Origin of the sequence: Synechococcus sp. OH2 (assembly GCF_047462155.1) — a bacterium.
Taxonomy (GTDB): Bacteria; Cyanobacteriota; Cyanobacteriia; order Thermostichales; family Thermostichaceae; genus Thermostichus.
This window is the reverse complement of sequence record NZ_JANSIR010000010.1, coordinates 52,255-52,924: the sequence shown is the minus strand read 5'-3', so window position 1 is coordinate 52,924 and position 670 is coordinate 52,255. Positions and strand designations below refer to the sequence as shown.

Here is a 670-nt window from a genome sequence, read left to right as displayed (position 1 = left end):
GGCCAGCACCCCCGGTCCGCCGGCATTGGTGAGGATGCTGAGGTGGGGGCCCTGCGGGCGGGGCTGTTTGGCCAGCACCTCCGCCATGTCGAAGAGGTCTTCGATGTGATCCACCCGCAGCACACCGCAGCGGCGGAAGGCTGCATCCAAAACCGCGTCGCTGCCGGTGAGGGATCCCGTGTGGGAAGCTGCCGCCTGGGCCGCCGCCTGGGTACGCCCCGCCTTGATGACAATAATGGGCTTGCTCAGCGCCACCTCGCGGGCCGCCGACACAAACGACCGCGCATCCCCAATCGACTCCATGTAGAGGACAATGCTGTGGGTGTGGGGATCCTCGCCCAGATAGTCGATGAGATCCCCCCAGCCCACATCCAGCATGGATCCCAGAGAGATGAAGGCGCTAAAGCCGACATTTTCCCGCAGGCTCCAGTCCAGGATCGAGGTGCAGAGGGCCCCGCTTTGGCTGATAAACCCCACGTTGCCGGGTCGGGCCATCTGGGCAGCAAAGGTGGCATTGAGGCCAGTGTGGGGATTTTGGATCCCCAGGCAGTTGGGACCAATGAGGCGCAGCTTGCCGCGGGCAGCCTCTTGGATGGCCTTTTCCAGCTCCAGCCCCTCCGGGCCAATTTCCTTAAAGCCTGCCGAGAGGACAATGGCCCCCTTGACGCCG

At 64.5% G+C, this 670-nt stretch carries 1 pseudogene; it reads right to left on the bottom strand.

Going from position 1 to position 670, the window contains the following annotated elements:
- Positions 1 to 670: pseudogene (locus tag NW835_RS00995) on the bottom strand (acetyl CoA synthetase subunit alpha); the annotation flags it as partial.